The 19,526-nt window shown below is 62.7% G+C and carries 18 protein-coding genes; 3 read left to right on the top strand and 15 right to left on the bottom strand.

The genetic code is table 11. The features are described 5' to 3' along the window. Positions 1–107: 107 nt before the first annotated feature. Both AC0L2H_RS12090 and yajC read right to left on the bottom strand, forming a co-directional pair. A complete protein-coding gene (locus AC0L2H_RS12090) occupies positions 108–1,208 on the bottom strand; it encodes a SecDF P1 head subdomain-containing protein (protein WP_473590432.1) in 1,101 nt (366 codons plus the stop codon). Positions 1,209–1,263: 55 nt separating this feature from the next. Beyond that, on the bottom strand, positions 1,264–1,602 hold the full coding sequence (gene yajC, locus AC0L2H_RS12085) for a preprotein translocase subunit YajC (RefSeq protein WP_008876289.1): 339 nt from the start codon (positions 1,600–1,602) through the stop codon (positions 1,264–1,266). A 274-nt stretch (positions 1,603–1,876) separates the two neighbouring features. Here yajC and AC0L2H_RS12080 point away from each other — a divergent pair, with 274 nt between their 5' ends. Then, a complete protein-coding gene (locus AC0L2H_RS12080) occupies positions 1,877–2,755 on the top strand; it encodes an ATP-binding protein (RefSeq protein ID WP_473590431.1) in 879 nt (292 codons plus the stop codon). Positions 2,756–2,863: 108 nt separating this feature from the next. Here AC0L2H_RS12080 and AC0L2H_RS12075 read toward each other — a convergent pair whose 3' ends face one another. The 7 genes from AC0L2H_RS12075 to AC0L2H_RS12045 all read right to left on the bottom strand — a co-directional run bounded on the left by AC0L2H_RS12075 (position 2,864) and on the right by AC0L2H_RS12045 (position 9,497). Continuing rightward, positions 2,864–4,396: a peptidoglycan DD-metalloendopeptidase family protein gene (locus AC0L2H_RS12075; RefSeq protein WP_473590430.1), complete on the bottom strand. Its 1,533-nt coding sequence runs from the start codon at positions 4,394–4,396 to the stop codon at positions 2,864–2,866. A 119-nt stretch (positions 4,397–4,515) separates the two neighbouring features. Further along, positions 4,516–5,178 carry a protein-L-isoaspartate(D-aspartate) O-methyltransferase gene (locus AC0L2H_RS12070; RefSeq protein ID WP_473590429.1) on the bottom strand — a complete coding sequence of 221 codons (663 nt, stop codon included), beginning with the start codon at positions 5,176–5,178 and terminating at the stop codon, positions 4,516–4,518. After that, a complete protein-coding gene (gene surE, locus AC0L2H_RS12065) occupies positions 5,175–5,933 on the bottom strand; it encodes a 5'/3'-nucleotidase SurE (RefSeq protein WP_473590428.1) in 759 nt (252 codons plus the stop codon). The genes AC0L2H_RS12070 and surE overlap by 4 nt, the downstream gene beginning before the upstream one ends. Next, the gene (gene serS / locus AC0L2H_RS12060) at positions 5,933–7,453 is read right to left on the bottom strand and encodes a serine--tRNA ligase (RefSeq protein ID WP_473590427.1); all 1,521 of its coding nucleotides are present in this window, start codon (positions 7,451–7,453) and stop codon (positions 5,933–5,935) included. Before serS ends, surE begins: the two co-directional genes overlap by 1 nt. A 126-nt stretch (positions 7,454–7,579) precedes the next feature. Next, positions 7,580–8,455, bottom strand: coding sequence for a twin-arginine translocase subunit TatC (tatC, locus tag AC0L2H_RS12055; RefSeq protein WP_473590426.1), 876 nt, complete (start codon positions 8,453–8,455; stop codon positions 7,580–7,582). Continuing rightward, the gene (gene tatB, locus AC0L2H_RS12050; protein ID WP_473590425.1) at positions 8,452–9,246 is read right to left on the bottom strand and encodes a Sec-independent protein translocase protein TatB; all 795 of its coding nucleotides are present in this window, start codon (positions 9,244–9,246) and stop codon (positions 8,452–8,454) included. Before tatB ends, tatC begins: the two co-directional genes overlap by 4 nt. Positions 9,247–9,275: 29 nt before the next feature. Further along, a complete protein-coding gene (locus AC0L2H_RS12045; protein WP_473590424.1) occupies positions 9,276–9,497 on the bottom strand; it encodes a twin-arginine translocase TatA/TatE family subunit in 222 nt (73 codons plus the stop codon). Between the two features lie 16 nt (positions 9,498–9,513). Between AC0L2H_RS12045 and AC0L2H_RS12040 the strand changes: the two genes are divergently transcribed. Further along, on the top strand, positions 9,514–9,723 hold the full coding sequence (locus tag AC0L2H_RS12040) for a hypothetical protein (protein WP_473590423.1): 210 nt from the start codon (positions 9,514–9,516) through the stop codon (positions 9,721–9,723). Here AC0L2H_RS12040 and scpB read toward each other — a convergent pair. The 6 genes from scpB to AC0L2H_RS12010 form a co-directional block, all read right to left on the bottom strand. Beyond that, positions 9,710–10,489, bottom strand: a complete 780-nt coding sequence (gene scpB / locus AC0L2H_RS12035; RefSeq protein WP_473590422.1) for an SMC-Scp complex subunit ScpB — start codon at positions 10,487–10,489, stop codon at positions 9,710–9,712. The two genes, AC0L2H_RS12040 and scpB, sit on opposite strands and share 14 nt — an antisense overlap. Then, positions 10,486–11,286: a segregation and condensation protein A gene (locus tag AC0L2H_RS12030; RefSeq protein WP_473590719.1), complete on the bottom strand. Its 801-nt coding sequence runs from the start codon at positions 11,284–11,286 to the stop codon at positions 10,486–10,488. The genes scpB and AC0L2H_RS12030 overlap by 4 nt, the downstream gene beginning before the upstream one ends. A 61-nt stretch (positions 11,287–11,347) precedes the next feature. Next, positions 11,348–12,367 (bottom strand): beta-N-acetylhexosaminidase, encoded by a 1,020-nt coding sequence (gene nagZ, locus AC0L2H_RS12025; protein WP_473590421.1) that lies wholly within the window; start codon positions 12,365–12,367, stop codon positions 11,348–11,350. 121 nt (positions 12,368–12,488) lie between these two features. Then, positions 12,489–15,944 (bottom strand): SPOR domain-containing protein, encoded by a 3,456-nt coding sequence (locus tag AC0L2H_RS12020; RefSeq protein WP_473590420.1) that lies wholly within the window; start codon positions 15,942–15,944, stop codon positions 12,489–12,491. 103 nt (positions 15,945–16,047) lie between these two features. Then, positions 16,048–17,805 (bottom strand): arginine--tRNA ligase, encoded by a 1,758-nt coding sequence (gene argS, locus AC0L2H_RS12015; protein WP_473590419.1) that lies wholly within the window; start codon positions 17,803–17,805, stop codon positions 16,048–16,050. A gap of 61 nt (positions 17,806–17,866) precedes the next feature. Continuing rightward, complete coding sequence (locus tag AC0L2H_RS12010) at positions 17,867–19,081, bottom strand: deoxyguanosinetriphosphate triphosphohydrolase (RefSeq protein WP_473590418.1); 1,215 nt, start codon at positions 19,079–19,081, stop codon at positions 17,867–17,869. A gap of 93 nt (positions 19,082–19,174) precedes the next feature. On the opposite strand from AC0L2H_RS12010, the gene erpA reads away from it, so the two are divergent. After that, positions 19,175–19,522 carry an iron-sulfur cluster insertion protein ErpA gene (gene erpA, locus AC0L2H_RS12005; protein ID WP_107648129.1) on the top strand — a complete coding sequence of 116 codons (348 nt, stop codon included), beginning with the start codon at positions 19,175–19,177 and terminating at the stop codon, positions 19,520–19,522. The last annotated feature ends 4 nt before the right edge of the window (positions 19,523–19,526 follow it).

Raw genomic sequence — 19,526 nt, 5'->3', positions numbered from 1 at the left:
AGCTCGCCCTTAACCTGCACATCGTCAATTGTCGAGCGCGGTACAGTCAATTTGGCGCCGCCGCCAGGATCGGTTCCGGCGTCAACTGGCTGATTTCCGGCCTCATTCTAATTCTGCCCGCCGCCAGGCGCTATCGTGCGTTCTTCAACTATTTTCAGTCTTGCCGGTAACGGACCAGAACGCAAAAGCACGGCAAGATCTTTGGCGCTCTCATTGGTGAAGTTGCCTGATATCTGGCCGGAGCCGCCAAGGATCGGCTCGCGGATAACGGGCGCCGAAAGCACCTGATTGTCGAGGATCATCGCAAACGGCTTGCCGACATTCTGCGAGGTCGCTTGAGCAAAACGTGTCGTACCCTTGGAATCGAAATTGAACGATACGACCGGCTCGTTCATGGCCGAATTGTAGGTCGCCTTGGCGTCGACGATGCTGTCACCGGAAACAACTACACGGTCTTCGACTAGGTAGGGAACCGGCGGATCGTCTTGCGAATAGAGCACCGAAGAGCCCCGCGGCGGCCGGTTGTTGAGCGCATCCTGCACAGGCCACGACGTATCGACCATTTGAAATGTCAACTTGCCAGTCCGTCCGAGAATGTCCTTGAACCGGACTGGGGTCCGCAAGCCGGGCACCTGCACCAGTATATGGTCATCGCCTTTCTGCTGCACGATCGGTTCGGAAACGCCACTCTCGCTGACCCGGAGTTTGACGACTTCCATCGACCGCACCAGCGCCATCGATGTCCGGAGCTTGACGCCGGCATCCGTTATTGTGAGTTTGAGCAATCCGGGTTCCGGCTCATCAAGCGCTATCTCCTCGACCGGGTTGGCCCCGGCAACCGGATCGGTGAATATTCTCAGGGCTGTTTTGGCGGCATCGATCTGAGCCGGATCCGAAATGCGGACCTTGACCTCGCGACCCGATCCAGCAAGGCCCGTATAGCCGATCCTGGCATCGCGCAGCAGTGAGCGAACGTCATCGCGCACCGCCTCCAGCCGATTCTTGATCAGATCATCCTTGTCTACCTCCAGCAGGATCTGCGAACCGCCTTGCCGGTCGAAACTCGCCTGCCGCTTCGGCAGCCAGGCAAGAAGGTCTTCGAGCGTACCGTCCGGCTTCGTAGCGAGCGCGCCAAGCATCACGCCAAAGACCACCATGACGGCAACAGCCAGCCAGATAAGAGTCTTGGTGAGGCGCGAAAACCACATGGCGTTGTCCGTTGCTGGCGGACCGTGCCGCCCGAAGCCCGGCTATCTCCTGAGCCTACTTCTTGGCGTTCTGGTTCGCCACCGGCTCGCCCTTGACGCGCACGTCGGCGATCGTCGAGCGCAGCGCCGTCACCTTGGTGCCACCGCCGAGATCGATTTCGAGCTCATTGTCGTCGATCACCTTGGTCACCTTGCCGACGAAGCCGCCGCCGGTGACGACTGTGTCGCCGCGGCGAACCGCCGCCAGCATCTCGCCACGCTTCTTCAACTGCGTGCGCTGCGGCCGGATGATCAGAAAATACATGATCACGAAAATCAGGACAAACGGCAAAATGCTGATGAACATATCGGGAGAGGCGCCGACGCCTTGGGCATATGCCGGTGTAACGAACATCGAGGTCCTCCTGAATGGTGAAAAGCCGCCCTCATGGCGGCCCCGCGAAATTTGGCCGGAATATAGTCGGTAAAGTTGCCAATGCAACTGCGCTGCCAAGCATTTCAGTTGCTTTTCCGGTCTGTTGAGCCGTGTTAGAGCGTGATCGCGGAAAACGAAGCCTGGTTTCAGGAAAAGATCATGCTCTAACAAAAGGTTGGAACAGGTTCCGAAACCGCCGAAATCGATAGGTTTGGCGTCATACCTCCCTGAAAGCGAAACAAAAAGACAAGAAATGACCGACAGCACCCTCGAAGCCCTGAACCAGAAGCTCGACCGCCTGATCGAGGCGGTCGCTCGCCTCGCCCCGCCGCCGGCGCCGCAAACCGACCTCGGCGGTGCCGATTGCTTCGTCTGGCAAGCCGATCCCGGCTATCTCGAACCGGTCCGCAAGGTTAATCGCGTCGACATCGGACTGATCCGTGGCGTTGACCGCGTCCGCGACATATTGGTCGATAACACCGAGCGTTTCGCCTCAGGTTTTGCCGCCAACAACGTGCTGTTGTGGGGCGCGCGCGGTATGGGCAAATCGTCGCTGGTCAAGGCCGTGCACGCCGCCGTCAACGGATCGGCGAAGCTCGACTTGCCGCTCAAGCTGATCGAAATCCACCGCGAGGACATCGACACGCTGCCGAAGCTGATGGGTCTGCTGAAGGCCGCGCCCTATCGCTTCATCCTGTTTTGCGACGACCTTTCCTTCGACCACGACGACACGTCCTACAAGTCGCTGAAGGCAGCGCTCGAAGGCGGCGTCGAGGGCCGCCCGGCCAATGTGATCTTCTACGCCACCTCGAACCGGCGTCATCTGCTGCCGCGCGACATGATCGACAATGAGCGCTCGACCGCCATCAACCCGTCCGAGGCGGTCGAGGAAAAGGTCTCGCTGTCGGACCGTTTCGGCCTCTGGCTCGGCTTCCACAAATGTTCGCAGGACGAATATCTCGACATGATCGACGGCTATGTCCGCCATCACGAGCTTGCCATCGATCCCGAGACGCTGCGCGCCGAGGCGCTGGAATGGGCGACAACGCGTGGCAGCCGCTCGGGCCGCGTCGCCTGGCAATTCACCCAGGACCTGGCTGGCAGGCTGGGCAAATCCCTCAAGGACAACTGAAAAAGCCCGCCCCTTGCAGGGCGGGCTAAGCCGGCGGGCCGGGCTGGAGGTCAGGCGGCCTGCAAATCTTTTTTCTTCTATTCAAGACAGGTCGACGGATCGACTTTCCTATTCAAGATAGGTCGAAGGATCGACCGGCGCGGAGTTCTTGCGCACTTCGAAGTGAAGTTTCGGCGAGTCGGTCGTGCCGCTCATGCCGGACAGTGCGATTTCCTGGCCGCGCTTGACCTTCTGGCCCCGCTGCACCTCGATCGAACTGGCGTGGCCATAGACGGTGACCAGCCCGTTCTCGTGACGCACCAGCACCGTATTGCCGAATTCCTTGAGGCCGTCGCCGGCATAGATGACCACACCGTTCTCGGCCGCCTTGACCGGCGTTCCCTCGGGCACGGCGATGTCGACACCGTCCTTGCCGCCGCCGAAGCCGGAGATCACGCGGCCGCGCACCGGCCAGCGCATCTTGCCGATGCCGGTGGCATTGGGCGCCACCGCGTCGTCGTCCTCGGCCTGCTGGATGACCTTTGCGTCCTTCTTTGGCGGCGTATAGGAGGCGAGCGTTTCCGACGGGGTGGTCTTGGCCGCAGGCGGGGTGGTGGCCGTCGTCACCGGATCGACCTTCGCCGGCTTGGCGCTGGCGACAGTCGCCGTGCCGCCGGCCGGAACCTTCAGCGTCTGACCGATCTTGAGCAGGCCATCCTGCATGCCGTTCGCCTGCTTCAGCGCAACGACGCCGACACCGGTCTTCCTGGCGATGGCGGACAGCGTATCGCCCTGCTGGACCGTATAGGTGCCGCCGCCACCGGCCACCTTGGGCGCGGCCTTTGCGTCTTTCGGCTGGCCTGCCGCGGTCGACGTATCCACCTGCGCGACGGACTTGCCCTCCTTGAGCTTCGGCTGCTGCGGCAGCACGGCCACCTTCTCCGGCGCGCTTGCCGGCACGTCATGCTTGGTGCCGTTCGAGGGCTTGGCGTCGGCGATTTTCGGGGCAGCTTCCTTGCTCGAATAGGCATAGGCCGGAATAATGAGTTTCTGGCCGCTCCTCAGCCCCTTGGTCTCGCTCAGCCCGTTGACCTTCATGATGGCGTCGGCGGGCACGCCATAGCGCCGCGACAGGCCGGAAATGGTTTCGCCATCCCTGACGATGATCTCGGTCGCATGCGGCTTGCCCCCCGCCGTCGCCATGCGCGGTTCATCGGGGTCGGCGTCCTTGAACGGCCTTGACGCCGGCGCGACCGTGCCGGTTGCCGTGCGGTCGACCCGAGGTGCGGCAGGCGCCATGGCCGGCGCAGTAGCGGCACGCACCGGATTTGCGGCAGGCGCCAGCGCCGGAGCCGGCTGCGCCTGGCTGACCGGCGGCAATTGCCGCGTCGTCACCGGCTCGAGGCTGGAGCGGCTGACCGACTGGGTGTAGGTGCCGTCGACCGGAGCTGCAGCGACAGGGGCGTCGCCCGGATAGGGCTGGGCAGCGTCTTGCTTGTCGATGATGGCGCGTTGGTTGTTGGTCGAGGCGGTGAAGACGTCGTCGACGCCATTGAACCGCGCCACCTGGGAACTGCACCCTGCGGCGGCACCCGCGACCATGAGGACGGCGCAGCCACGCGCCAGATTGCGTCCGTTTGCCTTCAAAACACTGAATTGCATCGCACTAACCCGCACACAGACCCGGTACAAACTGAGCGTGATTAAAGCGCGTTAATGTTACTGGGCGGTTAACCCATTAGAATCCGGCGCAAATTTTCTTAAAATATTTAGGCCAGCGCCTAGATCACCGCCGCGACACTACGCAGTATCGGTTGCAGGCGTACGATGCCGATGTCCTCGCGTTCGAAACGGCTGCCGACCTTGGTCAGCTTGGCCACCACCTGCTCGCCCTCCTCCGGGCCGATCGGCGCAATGACGATGCCGCCGCTCGACAGCTGGTCGAGCAGGAAACGCGGCAGGCTGTCGAAGGCCGCCCACGCGACGATGCGGTCGAACGGTCCTTCATTGGCCAGCCCGTTGGAGCCATCCGCCTGGCGGGTGATGGCATTGCCGATGCCGAGCGCCTCGAAACGCTGCTTGGCCTGCTCGGTCAGCGTCTTGTAGCGGTCGATGGTAACGACCCGTCCGGCGAGCCTCGACATCACCGCCGCGGTATAGCCCGACCCGGTGCCGATCTCGAGCACACGGTTGCCCGGTTCGATGGCAAGTGCTGCGATCACCGCCGCCTGCAGGTCGGCGCCCTCGATCGCCTCGCCGCATTCGATCGGCAGCATGCGGTCCGACCAGGCGATCGGATGGAAGTGAGCAGCGAGGAAACCACGCCGCGGCGTCGCCTCGAAGGCGGCGATCAGCGCCTTCGGCACTGTGCCCCTACCACGCAAGCGAAGCAGGAAAGCGGCAAAGCCTTCGCGGTCGTCGACCGGACCGTGGTTCAGGTTCATGCGAGCGCCTTGGTCAGTTGATCGCGGATTTCGTGAGCGGTGAGATCGAGTTGCAGCGGCGTCACCGACACCAGACGGTTGCGCAGCGCGTAGAGGTCCGTGCCCTTCTTGCCCTCGACCGATTCGCGGCCGAAGCGCAGCCAATAATAGGGAAGTCCGCGCCCGTCGCGGCGCTCATCGACCCACAGGCTGTGGACGAGCTTGCCTTGCGAGGTCACCACCGTGCCGGCGACTTCTTCGGGGCGGCAGTTCGGAAAATTGACGTTGAGCAGCACGCCATCGGGCAACGGCGTCGCGACAAGCTTCTTGAGCAAAGCCGGCGCCAGCGCCTCGGTGGTCTCATAGGGAACGACGCGGTCCTCGCCGACATAGCTGTAACCTTGGCTGAGCGCGATCGAGCGCACGCCGAGCAGCGCCCCTTCCATGGCGCCGGCGACCGTGCCCGAATAGGTGACGTCGTCGGCGATGTTGGCGCCGGAATTGATCCCCGACAGGATCAGGTCGGGTGCCGCGGGCAGGATCTTCTTCACACCCATGATGACGCAGTCGGTCGGCGTGCCGCGCACGGCGTAATGCTTCTCGCCGATCTTGCGCAGGCGTAACGGCTCCGAGATCGATAGCGAATGCGCGTAGCCCGACTGGTCCTGTTCCGGCGCCACCACCCAGACATCGTCCGACAAGGTGCGGGCGACGCGCTCGAGCGACGCCAGGCCCTCGGCGTGGATGCCGTCATCGTTGGTCAGGAGAATGCGCATTATTTCGATTCGATCTTCGCAAGGCCACCCATATACGGCCGCAGCGCTTCAGGAATGGTTACGCTGCCGTCCTCATTCTGGTAGTTTTCGATGACGGCTATGAGCGCGCGGCCGACGGCGGTGCCCGAGCCATTCAGCGTGTGGACGAAGCGGTTGCCCTTGCCATCCCTGTCCTTGTAGCGGGCGTCCATGCGCCGCGCCTGGAAATCGCCGCATACCGAACAGGACGAAATCTCGCGATAGGCGTTTTGGCCGGGCAGCCAGACCTCGATGTCATAGGTCTTGCTCGCGCCAAAACCCATGTCGCCGGTGCACAGCGTCATGGTGCGGAATGGCAATTCCAGCCGTTTCAACACCGCTTCAGCGCATTCGGTCATCCGCTCGTGCTCGGCGAGCGAGGACTCCTGATCGGTGATCGAGACCAGTTCGACCTTGTAGAACTGATGCTGGCGCAGCATGCCGCGCGTGTCGCGCCCGGCCGAACCGGCCTCCGAGCGGAAGCACGGCGTCAGCGCCGTATAGCGCAGCGGCAGCTTTTCATGCGCCGTGATCTCCTCGCGCACGAGATTGGTCAGCGGCACTTCGGCGGTCGGAATGAGCCAGCGGCGAGAAGTATATTCGCCAGCCTTTGTTTCCTGCTTAACAAAATAGATGGCTGCTTCTGTCGCCTTCTGGGTTATTTTTTGGATTTCTCCAGTCATTAACTCGACCGCCTCCGAGCCAGAAGCATCGTTGTTCGAAGATAAAAGCTCTTTAATTCGTCTGTGTACTGACAATTCCAAAATACGATCGGAAATCTTATCAGCGTCAGCAACTATACGGTCCCACTCTATTACTTCAGTTTTGAACAAATCCTCTTCAAACTTCGGCAACTGCCCAGTCCCAAACATGGCATCGTCTTTGACCATCAGCGGCGGCTGGATCTCCTCATAGCCGTGCTCGGTCGTATGCAGGTCGAGCATGAACTGGCCGAGCGCGCGCTCCATCCGCGCCAGCCCGCTCTTCAGCACGGTGAAGCGTGAGCCCGACAGTCTCGCCGCCCGCTCGAAATCCATCATGCCGAGCGCTTCGCCGATCTCAAAATGCTCCCGCACCCAGTTCGGCCGCGTCGGCACCTGGCCCACGATGTGCTTGACGACATTGTCGTGCTCGTCCTTGCCGACCGGCACGTCGTCGAGCGGCACATTGGGCAGCACCGCCAGCGCGTCGTTCAGCGCCTTGTCGAGTTCGCGCTCGCGCGCCTCGCCATTCTGGATGAACGCCTTGATCTCGCCGACCTCGGCCTTCAGCTTTTCGGCAAGCGCGGAATCGCCAGAACGCATGGCGTTGCCGATCTCCTTCGAGGCGGCATTGCGGCGCTCCTGCCTGGTCTGCAGCTCGGTCAGATGTTCGCGCCGCGCCTCATCCCTGGCGATCAGATCGTCGACCGTGGACTGCGCATCCTCAGCCGACCAAGAGCGCTTCTTGAGCGCCTCGGCAAGGGCCTTCGGGTTGTCGCGTATCCATTTGATATCAAGCATGGTCTTGAACGCTCCTGAGCTAGGGCAGAGGGCGTAAACCGCATTTTTGATCGATGCAAGACGTCAGGCCGAGTTCCTTCACGCCCCTGCTGTCCTGCGGATGTTGAAAAGATAGAGAGCTACCGCCTACGAAGGAACCTTCTCCGAAGGCGCTTCCGCCGATTTCTCGGCTGCCTCTTCAGCAGCGTCCTTCTTCTCGCGCGCCACCCGCTGCTTTTCCTGATCCCGCTCGATCAGCCGTGCTGCCCAGATCGCCACCTCGTACAGAATGATGGTGGGAATGGCCAAGCCGATCTGGCTCATCGGATCGGGCGGCGTCAGCACGGCCGCGACGACGAAGGCGATGACGATCGCCCATTTGCGCTTTTCCACCAGCGCCTTGGACGACAGCATGCCGACCCTCGTCATCAGGCTGGTCACCACCGGCAACTGGAACACCAGGCCGAAGGAAAAGATCAGCGTCATGATCAGGCTGAGATATTCCGACACTTTCGGCAGCAGCGAAATCTGCACCTGGTCGTCAGTGCCGGCCTGCTGCATGGCGAGGAAGAACCACATCACCATCGGTGTGAAGAAGAAATAAACCAGCGACGCCCCCAGCAGGAACAGGATCGGCGAGGCGATCAGGAACGGCAGGAAGGCGTTGCGCTCGTTCTTGTAGAGGCCGGGTGCGATGAACTTATAGATCTGCGTGGCGATCAGCGGAAAGGCGATGACCATGCCGCCGAACATGGCAAGCTTGACCTGGGTGAAGAAGAATTCCTGCGGCGCCGTATAGATCAGCTCGACCTTGTGCGGATCGAGCCCGGCCCACTGGGTTGCCCATTTGAACGGGATCACCAACAGGTTGAACAGCTTCTTGGCGAAGAAGAAGCAGACGAGGAAGGCGACGAAGAACCCGCCGATCGACCAGATCAGCCGCCGACGCAGCTCGATCAGATGCTCCATCAGCGGAGCCGACGATTTGTCGATCTCGTCCTTTTCCGTCTCGGAAATACTCACTTGCCCGCCGTCTTTTTGCTGGCTGCAGCCGGTGTCTTCGGCGCGGTCGCAGTTGGTTTCGATGCCGCTTTTGCGGGCTTGGCTGCTGTCGGCACGTGGCTGGCGGCGGTTTTTGCCGGCACCGCCGGTTTCACCGCCCCAGTCGTCTTCAAAGCCGGAGTCGTCTTCACAGCCGCAGTCGCCTTGGCAACCGGCGCGGCCTTGGCCATAACCTTTGCGGACGCCAGTTTGGCTGCCGGCGCGGGCACAGCAGCTTTGCCGGCTTTTGGCGTCGCCGCCTTCGCTGATTTCCTCGCCGAGGCTTTTGGCGGCTCGGCCGCTGATGCCTGTGCTACCACCGAACTGTCGGTCATCACCGGAAAGATCGGCGCCGCCGGCGTCGCTTCCGGCGCATCCGCGCCCGGCAGCACCGTTGCGCCATTCTTCAGCGGCTCGGCGGCCTGCGGCGTCGAAGCGGCGGGCTCGGCGGGATCGGCGGCCGGCTTTGGCTTCATCGCCGCGTCCACTCCCGAACGAACATCGGCCGCCGCCTGTTCGAACGGATTGAGCTGCTTCCTGATCTCGGCGGCGGGGTTCAGGCCTCGCAGCGAGTCGACCGATTTCTTGACATCGTCAAGCTCGGCTTCCTTCAGCGCCTCGTTGAACTGCTTCTGGAAGTCGGCGGCCATGGCGCGCAGCTTTGCCGTCGTGCGGCCGAAGGTGCGCAGCATGTTGGGCAAATCCTTGGGCCCGACGACCACGATCATGACGATCGCGATCACCAGCATCTCGGTCCAGCCGATGTCGAACATGACTATACGTTCCGGCTAAAAGTGTGGGCTCAGCTTTTGCTGGCCTTTTCCTTGACTGCCGAAACGGTTTCGTCGGCACGGTGTTCGACGGTGCGCTTGTCGTCGGCAGCGTCGTCGTCGGCCATGCCCTTCTTGAAGCTCTTGATGCCCTTGGCCATGTCGCCCATCAGCTCTGGAATCTTGCCGCGGCCGAACACCAGCAGCACGATCACCAGCACGATCATCCAGTGCCAAATCGAAAATGAACCCATAGCAAATCTCTCTCGAATGTTTTCCCTGACGATGATCTATGCGTTTTCGCGTTGGGATTCAAACACAACCGCGAAAGAGTTTATGAATGGCTGGCTGAAGTCACGCTATTTCGGCGCGATTGCCCCGCTACCAATCCACGCAGCCCCAATTCGCGCGCCCTTAGTGTTGCTCCAAACTGTGGCGAATTTCGAGCGCCGCCGCAGGTTTGCGGTCAATCTTCCGTGACGCGCGGCGTCAGCAGGCCGAGTTCCTCGAGGTCGATGTCGGTCAGCGGATCCTCGTCGTCGGTTAGCGTATCCGGATCGGCCGGCGGCTGCGGGATGGAGAAATTCGACGGCATGCGGCCGGAAAGCAGCCCGGCGCCCTTTAATTCCTCCATGCCGGGAAGATCGCGGATCTCCTCCAGCGCGAAATGATCGAGGAAGATGTCGGTCGTGCCATAGGTGACGGGGCGGCCGGGCGTACGCCGCCGGCCGCGCATGCGCACCCATTCCGTCTCCAAAAGCGTGTCCAGCGTGCCCTTCGAGGTTTCGACGCCCCTGATGTCCTCGATCTCGGCGCGCGTCACCGGCTGATGGTAGGCGATGATCGCCAGCACTTCGAGCGCCGCGCGGGAAAGCTTCCTCTGCTGTACCGTGTCGCGGCTCATCAGGAAGGCGAGGTCGCCGGCGGTGCGGAACGCCCAGGCATCGCCGACGCGAACCAAATTGACGCCGCGCCGCGCATAGATCTGCTGCAAATCGGCCATCGCCGCCGCAATGTTGATGCCGTCGGGCAGGCGTGCGGCAAGCTGTTTTTCACTGACCGGCTCGGCGCTGGCGAACACGATCGCCTCGGCCATGCGTACGGCTTCGGCCATATGCAGCCGCTCGCCGGGATTCTGGGACAGGTTCTGGGCTATATCCTGTGCCGGGCTCTGGGCGGGCAGCCGCTCCTCGGTCTCTTCATCGACCTTGAAGGGAATGACCGAAGCGTTGGCGCGTTCGCTCATGATGCCACCTCGACTGCTCTAGTGCCTTGCGCGCGGCCGCGCAGATAGAGCGGCGCGAACACCTCGTCCTGCCGCATGTCCATTTTGCCTTCGCGCACCAGTTCCAGCGTTGCGGCAAAGGAACTTGCGACTGCGGTGCGACGCTCTTCCGGGCTGGACAGATACTCGATCAGGAAACTGTCGAGCGCCGTCCAGTCGGCAAGCGAGCCGATCAGCCTGGTCAGCACATCGCGCGCGTCCTTGAGCGACCACACGCCACGCTTGGCGATCGTCACATTGGTGATCGCCTGTTTCTGGCGCTGCTGGGCATAGGCGGTCAACAGATCATAGAGCGAGGCCGAGTAGGTGTTACGCTTCTCTACGATGACCATTTCCGGCATGCCGCGCGCGAACACATCGCGCCCGAGCCGGTTGCGGTTGACCAGCCGGGCCGCCGCGTCGCGCATGGCTTCCAGCCGCTTCAGCCGGAATTGCAGCACCGCCGCCAGTTCCTCGCCGCTTTCGCCCTCCTCGCCCGGTTGCTTGGGGATCAAGAGCTTCGACTTGAGGAAGGCCAGCCACGCCGCCATCACCAGATAGTCGGCGGCAAGCTCGAGCCTCAGCACCCTCACCTTCTCGACAAACGCCAGATATTGCTCGGCCAGCGCCAGGATGGAGATGCGCGACAGATCGACCTTCTGGTTGCGGGCAAGATGCAGGAGAAGGTCGAGCGGGCCTTCGAAACCAGCGACATCGACGACCAGAGCGGGATCGCCGGTCAGCCGCGAATCATCGTTCTCGGCCCACAGGCGGTCCATCGGTGCGGCCTTGCCGGCCTTACTATCCAATGTTTCCGCCACTTCCCGTTTCCCTTTGGTGCTAGGCCACAGCGTCGAAATAGGTGGCGAACTCGGCGCGTATCTCGGTTTCTTCAGCCGCGTCGCGATCCTTTATATAGGTCAGCGCTCGTTTGGCACGCTCCAGCGACTTGCCCTCCAAGCCCGTGGTGCGCGACGCAATACCAGCCATCTCCTCGAATACACCGTTGCAGTGAAGGACCAGATCGCAGCCGGCCGCAAGGATCGCGGCCGCCTTTGAAGGGAAATCCCCAGAAAGTGCCTTCATCGAGGTGTCGTCGCTCATCAGCAGCCCGTCGAAGCCGATTTCGCCGCGAATGATCTCATCGATGACCTTGCCAGAAGTGGTCGCCGGGTTCTTCGGGTCGATCGCGCTGTAGACGACATGCGCCGTCATCGCCATCGGCAGATGGTTGAGTTCCCTGAACGGCGCGAAATCGTGCCGCTGCAGATCGCTCATCGAGGCATCGACGGTCGGCAGTTCGAAATGCGTATCGGCAAAAGCCCGCCCATGACCGGGAATATGCTTCATGACCGGCAGCACGCCGCCCGACATCAACCCTTCAGCCGCCGCGCGGCCAAGCTCGATGACGGCGCGCGGTTCCTTGCCATAGGCGCGCGCGCCGATGACGTCGCTGGCGCCTTCGATCGGCACATCGAGCACCGGCAGGCAGTCCGCAGATATGCCGAAGCGCAGCAGGTCGAAAGCATGCAGGCGCGCCATCAGCCAGGCAGCACGGGCGCCGGCGTCGTGGTCGTTGCGCCACAGCGCGCCGAGCGCGCCACCGGCCGGATAATTCGGCGCCAGCGGCGGCCGCAGGCGCTGCACCCGGCCGCCTTCCTGGTCGATGAACACCGGAGCGTCCGGGCGCCCGATGCAGTCGCGCATCGCGGCGACCAGATCGCGGATCTGCTCAGTCTCACCGATATTGCGCGCAAACAGGATGAAGCCCCACGGGCATTCATTGCGATAGAATTTGATTTCATCGCGCGTCAGCGATTTCCCGGCACAGCCGAGGATCATGGATTTTGATTCGGTCATGTCAGCCAGTTTAGGGCTTCATGCGGACAAATGGAATCGCATCCGGCCATATGCATTTGGACAAACGAAACCCGGCGCGGCTTGACGGCCGCGCCGGGTTTCAGTTGAGGCTTTCGAGCAGCTAGCGCGACACGAAACAATTGCCGCCGGCGGCCTTGTAGCTGGTGCACAGGCTGATCGCATCGTTGCGCGACTGCGCCGGGACGCGGACGCGGTAGAAGGTCCCCTTGCCGGCGATTTCGGCCTTGACGATGTTGGCGGTACGGCCGGCAAGCACACTGCCATAGCGGCGCTGCAGGTCCGCATAGCTGGACTGGGCGCTTTCGACCGTCGGCTGCGACGCGATCTGCATCGACCAGGAACCGCCGCCGGTCGAGGCTGTCGTTGGGATGGACGCAACCTGGTCGGGCTTGACCTCGCCGACAACATCGACCGGCTGGTCGGACGGACGTTGCGGCGCCAATGGAACCGTTTCCGGCGTGTTGGCTGACTGGGTATCGCCAGATTGGGTGTCAGCAGATTGGGCCTTGGCTGCGGCGGCCGGTTTGGCCGCTTCCGGCTGGATGGTTTCGGTCTGGTTGCTGCTCGCCTGGTCGCCAGTTGCCTGGCCGCTTGCGAGCGGCACGGTGCCGGTCTGCGCCGAATTGTCAGCCTGGGCGGACGGGGCCACACGCTGCGGCTCTGGATCGGCAGGCTCGACAGCGGCCACTTGCGGTGCCGCGGGCGCCTGATCCTCGCGCGCCACCAGCGAACCATCCGACTTGACGATCATGGTCCTTACCTTGCGCGGCGCAACGGCAACGACATCGGGATTCCCGGACTTTTCGGCCTCCTGCAGAACCTGAGCGATACGATCCTCGGACTTCGGCGCCGGAGCAGCGGCAACATCATTGCCAGTCGCTTGCGCACCGCCAACCGGCTGCGTGTCGTCGGCCGCTTGCGCGCCTTCGACCGCGTTGGTGTCGCCAAGATCAACGATGGCGCTCTGCGGCTCCTTGGCCGTCACATCCACCGGCTCCTCGGTGTTGGTGACCAGCTTCTCCTGGACCGGTTCGGCAGGCCTCGTGCCCTTGGCCACCGCGTCATAGACCTTGTTGTCCTGGTTCGGCACCACAGTGCCACCCGGGTTTTCCGGCTTGACCTTGATCGGCGCATTGTCGGCCTTGACGATGACCGGCGCGTCGCCGCTGCCCTTGCCGCCGAACGACAGGGCAAAGGCGCCGAGTCCCCCGGCGACCGCCACCGCGCCGACGACCATTGCAATAAACAGGCCGCGGCTGCGTGGCTGCCTGTCCTGCTCGGCCAGGCCCGGAACCGACATCGCTTCGTCCAGCTCGGGATCATAGTCGAGTTCGTCCAGGGCAAAGTCGTCGGCCTGTGAAACGGGGGCCTGTGAAACCGGGGCCTGAGAAGCCGGCTTGCCGCCGCCGGGCAATTCATCCAGATCGAAGCCGCCGGCCGCGTCGGCATAGGCCGCGCTGGCCGGCACCTCAGCGGGTCTCGCCGCATAGGTCCGCGTTTCAACGCGGTCGCGCTGATAGCCCGAGTTGAACCCCGCATTGTAGGATTCATCGTCATAGGCCCCGCTCCGCACCGGGGCGGGAGCGACATCAACGGCGTTCATTTCCGTGAGCAGATTGGCGAAATCGGAGTCGAGATCGTCATAAGCAGGCGCCGCTGGCTCGTCTTCCTCGAAGTTGATCTCCGGGATATCGAGATCGTCCGCCAGCGCCACGACGCGCTCCGGCACATCGACCGTCTCGACATCGGGCATCTCGTCAAAGGCCGAAGGCTGTTCGGCCGGCGCCGGTGCCGCATAAGCGGTATCAGCCGCGACCGGCTCTTCTTGCCGGGACGGCGCCGCGGCCATTGGCGCCGTGGACGCGGGCTTCACCGAGGCCGCCGGTTGGCTTGCGAAAGCGGGCTGAGTATTAGCGACCGGCGTCACGCGGCTCCAGGAGCGGGCGGGTTCGGGCGGGATCGAGCGCGGCGTCCGCCAGCCGAGCGAATCATGCGGCTCTTCTTTCTCGGCGTCAGCCGCAATCCCGTCGCCGGCGGCATCGTGATCGAGGCCGATATCCCTGGCGAAAGCGGCATTGAGGTCGTCATTGTCGAAATCGGCATCTTGCGATCCGGCGGCATCTTCAGCGCCGAAATCCTGATCCTTGAGTTCATCAAGGAGAAACGTGTCGAGATCGGCGTCGGCTGCCTGAACCTCGTCAGGGTGCGCAGGCTCCACGGCAGCATGCTCATCGAGATCCCAGTCCAGCTCGCTGATAGGGTCCGCCGGCTTGCTGGCGGCTTTTTCAGCCGCTGCCACGGGGGCAGCCACCGGGGCAACCAAGGGGGCAGAACGTGTGTTCATGGCGCCCAGCAGCGCGTTCAACTCGTCTTCCAGGCTTCGCTCGCCGGCGATGGCGGCGGCCGGCTGGACCGCGACAACCGCTGGCGCGGCCTGCCGGGGCGCAACGCTGGCGACCTGTGCGACCGGCTCTTCAACCTTGTCCACGAGCGCATCATCGAAATTCAAATCGAAATCGTCGTCGAAAGCATTTTTCGAGGTGGCAGCGGACAGCTCGTCGGCAGCGACCTCCGGCTCGTCAATTTCGAGCTGATCGATTTCGGCGGATTCATCCGCGCGAACGTCGAAATCCATATCGACATCGGCCATGGCTTCATCGAAGTGGCCGGCAAGGTCCTGGTCGGCCTCGTCCGAAACGGCTTGAACAGGCGCAGCAGAAGCCTCGACGGCAGCCTGTTCCATCGGAACATGCTCGTCCAACATCAGCTCGTCTTCGAGCGAACTCGAGACGGCGTTGTCGAATTCATCATCGAAGTCGGGTTCGGCGACCGGCGCGGAGACTCCGGCAGCGGTGGTCTGCTGCTCCGGCGGCACATGCTCGTCCAGCATCAGCTCGTCTTCCAGCGAGCTTGCTATCGCATTGTCGAATTCGTCGCCGAAGTCAGGCTGCGCGGCCGTCACCAGAGCCTCGGCGGCAGCGCCGGGTTCATCCGTCACATCGTCTTCGAGCAGGAAATCCTGTTCGAGCGAGGCGGCAAGCTCGTCGTCCGCGAGCTTGTTGTCCGCAACGTCATCCAGATCGTCTTCGAATGGCGACACGTCCTCCAGCGAACTGGCGACCGCATCCTCGAAGTCATGATCGAAAACGGCGTCGGCCGCCGGCGTGGATAATTCGGCAGCCAAATCGATGTCGTCGGCGTAAGCGCCGTGGGCTGCTTCGTCCGTCGCATCGTCGCCCAGCAGAAGATCCTGTTCGAGCGAGGCGGCAAGCTCGTCATTCATCGGGTCGGCGGCTTCGAAAGCCGGCTCGCGAACCTCGGCGGCGCGATCATTGTCGTCGGCACCAAATTCGCCCATCAACTCCTTCTCGAGGTCGATGTCGAAATCACCCTCGTCCGCCGACTGACCGGCGGGAGCCGCCTTCGGCTGGTTAGGTGCCTGCGGCCTGACTGGCTGACGCGGGTCGAACCCCATGATCCGGGTCAATTCCGCGAAGGGATCATCGTCAGCGATATCGTTGTTGGCGGCTGCTCTCAGATGGGTTCTGTCTGCCATTATCGTTCCCGAACTCGCACTCATTCGGACGCCATGGACGTCGCGCAGGGTTGGCCCTTACCAGCGCAATGTGGGCAAAAGGTGACAGGTGTTTTAGTCAAACCTAACGCATTTCGGTGGGCGCTTCAGCTCCGATCAGCGTCAGGCCGGACGTCAAAACGTCCGAAACAGCCTGCACCAGCCCTAGTCTGGCATGCGTCAATTGTCGGTCGTTAACCTTAACAAAACGTAAGTCGGGATTCTCGGTGCCCCGGTTCCAATGTCCGTGGAAGCTGGAAGCGAGATCGTAGAGGTAGAATGCCAGCCTGTGCGGCTCGAGCGCAAGGGCCGCGGATTCAATCAGTCGCGGATATTCCGCGAGTTTTCTGATCAAGGCGATTTCGCCCATATCGGTCAGCGAAGCGGTCGCGGCGGCCAGCCGGTCGCGGTCGAAATTGGCCTCGCCCAATTGCTCGCTCGCCTGCCGGAACACCGAATGGCAGCGCGCCGAAGCGTACTGCACGTAGAACACCGGATTGTCCTTCGACTGCTCGGTCACCTTGGCGAAGTCGAAATCGAGCGGCGCATCGTTCTTGCGGTAGAGCATCATGAAACGGATCGGGTCGCGGCCGACTTCCTCCACAACCTCGCGCAGCGTCACGAAGTCGCCCGACCGCTTCGACATGCGCACCGGCTCGCCGTCGCGAAAGAGCCGCACCAGCTGGCAAAGCAGCACGGTGAGCTTGACCTTGTCGTCGGCGATCGCCCGGGCGAGCGCTTCCAGCCGCTTCACGTAGCCGCCATGGTCGGCGCCAAGCACATAGATCAGCTCGACGAAGCCGCGATCGACCTTGTCCTTGAGGTAAGCGACATCGGCTGCGAAATAGGTGAAGGTGCCGTCCGACTTGACCAGCGGCCGATCGAGGTCGTCGCCGACCGCCGTCGAGCGGAACAGCGTCTGCTCGCGATCCTCCCAATCGTCCGGCTTCTCACCCTTGGGCGGTGGCAGCTTACCCTTGTAGATATGGCCCTTCAGCGTCAGATCATTGATCGCCGAGCGGATCTTGCGGGCGTTGTCGGCATGCAGCGTGCGTTCGGAGAAGAAGACGTCGTGATGCACGTTGAGCAGCGCCAGATCCTCGCGGATCATCGCCATCATCGCATCGATCGTCCGGTCCTTGACGATGGCAAGCGCCTCCTCGTCCGGCATCTGCAGCAGGGACCGGCCGAATTCGCCGGCCAGTTCCTGGCCGACCGGAACGAGATAGTCACCGGGATAGAGACCGGCCGGAATCTCGCCGATGTCGTCGCCGAGCGCCTCGCGATATCGCAGCATGGCGGAGCGGCCGAGCACGTCGATCTGCGCGCCGGCATCGTTGATGACATATTCCTTGGTCACGTCGTAGCCGGCGAAAGCCATCAGATTGGCAAGCGCATCACCCACCACGGCGCCACGGCAATGACCGACATGCATCGGACCGGTCGGATTGGCCGAGACATATTCGACATTGGCCTTCCTGCCGCCGCCGACCGTCGAGCGCCCATAATTGCGGCCTTCGCCGAGAAGCGCGGTCAGATGCGCCTGCCAGAACCGGTCCTCGAGCCTGAGATTGACGAAACCGGGACCGGCGACGTCAGCGGCGGCGATATCGGGATCGGCGCGCAGCGCTTGCGCAAGCCTGTCAGCCAGCGCGCGCGGGTTCTGGCCGGTCGGCTTGGCCAGCACCATCGCCGCATTGGTCGCGAGATCACCATGGCTGGCGTCGCGCGGCGGCTCGACGGCGATGCGCGACAGATCAGGCGAGGCGCCCTCGCCGTCCTTCAGATCAAGCGCTTCGACAGCTCTTACGACTCGCGCGGTGAAATCGGCGAAGATGTTCATTGGTGTGGCTCTGGCGGCTTTAAGGGAACCGGCTCATTGGGCCGGCAAAATCGTGCCCGCCCTAGCTCAAATCCGGCGTATGGTCAAACAAGCGGCGATGTTCCTTCAAAGCGTAGGTATCCGTCATGCCTGCCAGGAAATCGGCGACGCCCCGCGCCTTGATCCGGTCTTCGGCCCGGTCGAGCCCTTCGCGCCAGCCATCGGGCATGGCGCGCGGATCGGCGAAATAGACATCGAACAGGTCCTTGACGATCTGCTCGGCGTCGACGCGCACGCGCATGACCTCGCTGTGCCGGTAGAGATGTTTGTATAAAAAGGCCTTCAACTCCTTTTCGAGCGTGGCCATTTCGGCGGAAAAGCCGACAATCGTCTCGCCTGCCGCCCGCACCGCTTCAGCACTATCCGGCTTGATGCGCGCAAGGTTGGCATTTGTCGACACAATGACGTCCTCGACCATGATCGTGATCTGCCGGCGCATGAGTTCGTGCCCCGCTCTCACATCGTCCAGCGCCGGATAGCGCTGGCGCACGGCTTCCAGGATCGATCCCGGCAGCGAGATCTTCTCCAGCATATCGAGCCTCAGGAAACCGGATCTCAGGCCGTCGTCGATGTCATGGGTGTTATAGGCGATGTCATCGGCGATCGCCGCGCACTGCGCCTCTATGCCGGCGAAGCGGTCGAGTTCGAGGTCGTGCAACTCTGAATAGTCGCGGATCGCCTGCGGCACCGGCCCCTTCAGGCCTTTCCCCTGGGCATCGGTCAATGGCCCGTTATGCTTGACCAGGCCCTCGAGCGTTTCCCAGGTGAGGTTCAGCCCGTCGAATTCGGCATAGCGCCGCTCCAGCCGTGTCACCACGCGCAGCGATTGCGCATTGTGATCGAAGCCGCCCCATCCGGCCATCTTCTCGTTCAGCGCCTCTTCGCCGGTATGGCCGAAGGGGGTGTGGCCGAAATCATGCACCAGCGCCACGGCCTCGGCCAGGTCCTCGTCGCCGCGCAGCGCCCGCGCCAGGGCGCGTGCAATCTGCGCCACCTCGATCGAATGCGTCAGCCGGGTGCGGTAATGATCGCCCTCATGCGCGACGAACACTTGCGTCTTGTGCTTCAGCCGGCGGAATGCCGTCGAATGGATGATGCGGTCGCGGTCGCGCTGGAACGGCGTGCGGGTTGGGCTCTCCACCTCATCGAACAGGCGCCCGCGCGACCTGGCCGGATCGCTGGCATAGGCCGCGCGCGGCCGATAGCCGAAGCCGATGTCGCCAAACTCACTGGTCATTGCCCCCAACTCACTGTCATAACCTTAGCCGCGGTTGACTTGCCCCCTCGCGCTTCATACCTATCATATCAAACCGAAAGCAAGGTGACGGCCATGGGCGCTGATGCCAAGACTGCCATGAAAGTCGAGATGACCGACGCCGCCGCGAGAAGGATCGCCAAGATCGTCTCCGGCGAAGCCGGCAAGACGGCGTTGCGCGTCTCAGTCGAAGGCGGCGGCTGTTCCGGCTTTTCCTACAAATTCGACCTGGTCGATGCCCGCAACGATGACGACGTCGCCATCGAGAAGGACGGCGCCACCGTGCTGATCGACGACCTCTCGCTGGTCTATATGGGCGGCTCGGTGATCGACTTCGTCGACGATCTGATGGGCCAGTCGTTCCAGATCAAGAACCCGAATGCGGTCGCCTCCTGCGGCTGCGGCACCAGTTTCTCTATATGAAGGC

It is taken from the genome of Mesorhizobium sp. WSM4871 (assembly GCF_055811295.1).
This window is presented reverse-complemented; position numbering and strand designations above follow the sequence as displayed.

Bases quoted from the DNA above. Each gene is read 5' to 3' on its own strand.
- AC0L2H_RS12070 (WP_473590429.1), bottom strand. From the start codon at position 5,178: ATGAACCTGAACCACGGTCCGGTCGACGACCGCGAAGGCTTTGCCGCT.
- AC0L2H_RS12040 (WP_473590423.1), top strand. From the start codon at position 9,514: ATGTTTTCCCTGACGATGATCTATGCGTTTTCGCGTTGGGATTCAAAC.
- AC0L2H_RS12080 (WP_473590431.1), top strand. From the start codon at position 1,877: ATGACCGACAGCACCCTCGAAGCCCTGAACCAGAAGCTCGACCGCCTG.
- serS (WP_473590427.1), bottom strand. From the start codon at position 7,453: ATGCTTGATATCAAATGGATACGCGACAACCCGAAGGCCCTTGCCGAG.
- AC0L2H_RS12090 (WP_473590432.1), bottom strand. From the start codon at position 1,208: ATGTGGTTTTCGCGCCTCACCAAGACTCTTATCTGGCTGGCTGTTGCC.
- argS (WP_473590419.1), bottom strand. From the start codon at position 17,805: ATGAACATCTTCGCCGATTTCACCGCGCGAGTCGTAAGAGCTGTCGAA.
- AC0L2H_RS12010 (WP_473590418.1), bottom strand. From the start codon at position 19,081: ATGACCAGTGAGTTTGGCGACATCGGCTTCGGCTATCGGCCGCGCGCG.
- AC0L2H_RS12075 (WP_473590430.1), bottom strand. From the start codon at position 4,396: ATGCAATTCAGTGTTTTGAAGGCAAACGGACGCAATCTGGCGCGTGGC.
- tatB (WP_473590425.1), bottom strand. From the start codon at position 9,246: ATGTTCGACATCGGCTGGACCGAGATGCTGGTGATCGCGATCGTCATG.
- AC0L2H_RS12030 (WP_473590719.1), bottom strand. From the start codon at position 11,286: ATGGACCGCCTGTGGGCCGAGAACGATGATTCGCGGCTGACCGGCGAT.
- erpA (WP_107648129.1), top strand. From the start codon at position 19,175: ATGGGCGCTGATGCCAAGACTGCCATGAAAGTCGAGATGACCGACGCC.
- AC0L2H_RS12020 (WP_473590420.1), bottom strand. From the start codon at position 15,944: ATGGCAGACAGAACCCATCTGAGAGCAGCCGCCAACAACGATATCGCT.
- AC0L2H_RS12045 (WP_473590424.1), bottom strand. From the start codon at position 9,497: ATGGGTTCATTTTCGATTTGGCACTGGATGATCGTGCTGGTGATCGTG.
- surE (WP_473590428.1), bottom strand. From the start codon at position 5,933: ATGCGCATTCTCCTGACCAACGATGACGGCATCCACGCCGAGGGCCTG.
- nagZ (WP_473590421.1), bottom strand. From the start codon at position 12,367: ATGACCGAATCAAAATCCATGATCCTCGGCTGTGCCGGGAAATCGCTG.
- yajC (WP_008876289.1), bottom strand. From the start codon at position 1,602: ATGTTCGTTACACCGGCATATGCCCAAGGCGTCGGCGCCTCTCCCGAT.
- scpB (WP_473590422.1), bottom strand. From the start codon at position 10,489: ATGAGCGAACGCGCCAACGCTTCGGTCATTCCCTTCAAGGTCGATGAA.